Below are 1,686 nucleotides of genomic sequence, written 5' to 3'. Positions count from 1 at the left end.
TCTGCACCACCGGCCACCCACTACAGGCGCCGGCGAAAAATCTCCCAACCGCAACACCCTCACCCATGTGAGGTACGGGGGAATCATGGTGCTCCTTAGAAAGGAGGTGATCCAGCCGCACCTTCCGGTACGGCTACCTTGTTACGACTTCGTCCCAATCGCCGATCCCACCTTCGACGGCTCCCTCCCAAGGGTTAGGCCACCGGCTTCGGGTGTTACCGACTTTCATGACGTGACGGGCGGTGTGTACAAGGCCCGGGAACGTATTCACCGCAGCGTTGCTGATCTGCGATTACTAGCGACTCCGACTTCATGGGGTCGAGTTGCAGACCCCAATCCGAACTGAGACCGGCTTTAAAGGATTCGCTAACCCTCACGGGATCGCAGCCCTTTGTACCGGCCATTGTAGCATGTGTGAAGCCCTGGACATAAGGGGCATGATGACTTGACGTCATCCCCACCTTCCTCCGAGTTGACCCCGGCAGTCTCTCACGAGTCCCCACCATAACGTGCTGGCAACATGAGACAAGGGTTGCGCTCGTTGCGGGACTTAACCCAACATCTCACGACACGAGCTGACGACAGCCATGCACCACCTGCACACAGGCCACAAGGGAACCGATATCTCTACCGGCGTCCTGTGCATGTCAAACCCAGGTAAGGTTCTTCGCGTTGCATCGAATTAATCCACATGCTCCGCCGCTTGTGCGGGCCCCCGTCAATTCCTTTGAGTTTTAGCCTTGCGGCCGTACTCCCCAGGCGGGGTACTTAATGCGTTAGCTACGGCACGGATCCCTAAAGGAAGGAAACCCACACCTAGTACCCACCGTTTACGGCGTGGACTACCAGGGTATCTAATCCTGTTCGCTCCCCACGCTTTCGCTCCTCAGCGTCAGTTACTGCCCAGAGACCCGCCTTCGCCACCGGTGTTCCTCCTGATATCTGCGCATTCCACCGCTACACCAGGAATTCCAGTCTCCCCTACAGTACTCCAGTCTGCCCGTATCGCCCGCACGCCCACAGTTGAGCTGTGAGTTTTCACGGACAACGCGACAAACCACCTACGAGCTCTTTACGCCCAGTAATTCCGGACAACGCTCGCACCCTACGTATTACCGCGGCTGCTGGCACGTAGTTGGCCGGTGCTTCTTCTGTACCTACCGTCACCCCGCAGAAAACCACGGAGCTTCGCCGATACTGAAAGAGGTTTACAACCCGAAGGCCGTCATCCCCCACGCGGCGTCGCTGCATCAGGCTTGCGCCCATTGTGCAATATTCCCCACTGCTGCCTCCCGTAGGAGTCTGGGCCGTATCTCAGTCCCAGTGTGGCCGGACACCCTCTCAGGCCGGCTACCCGTCGTCGCCTTGGTAGGCCATCACCCCACCAACAAGCTGATAGGCCGCGGGCCCATCCCACACCGCAAAAGCTTTCCACCACAGAACATGCATCCCATGGTCCTATCCGGTATTAGACCCAGTTTCCCAAGCTTATCCCAGAGTGCAGGGCAGATCACCCACGTGTTACTCACCCGTTCGCCACTCGAGTACCCCCGAAAGGGCCTTTCCGTTCGACTTGCATGTGTTAAGCACGCCGCCAGCGTTCGTCCTGAGCCAGGATCAAACTCTCCAAACAAAAAACGTTCAGAAAAATCCTGAAAACATCAGTTCCGAAAAACCGACAAAAAA

At 57.3% G+C, this 1,686-nt stretch carries 1 rRNA gene; it reads right to left on the bottom strand.

Going from position 1 to position 1,686, the window contains the following annotated elements:
- Positions 1-99: 99 nt before the first annotated feature.
- Positions 100-1,633: ribosomal RNA gene (locus tag AC5Y31_RS21765) — 16S ribosomal RNA — on the bottom strand.
- Between the last annotated feature and the right edge of the window lie 53 nt (positions 1,634-1,686).

This window comes from Mycobacterium sp. NGS18 (genome assembly GCF_059813185.1).
Note: the sequence above shows the minus strand (reverse complement) of the source record. Positions and strands in the feature narration are given on the sequence as shown.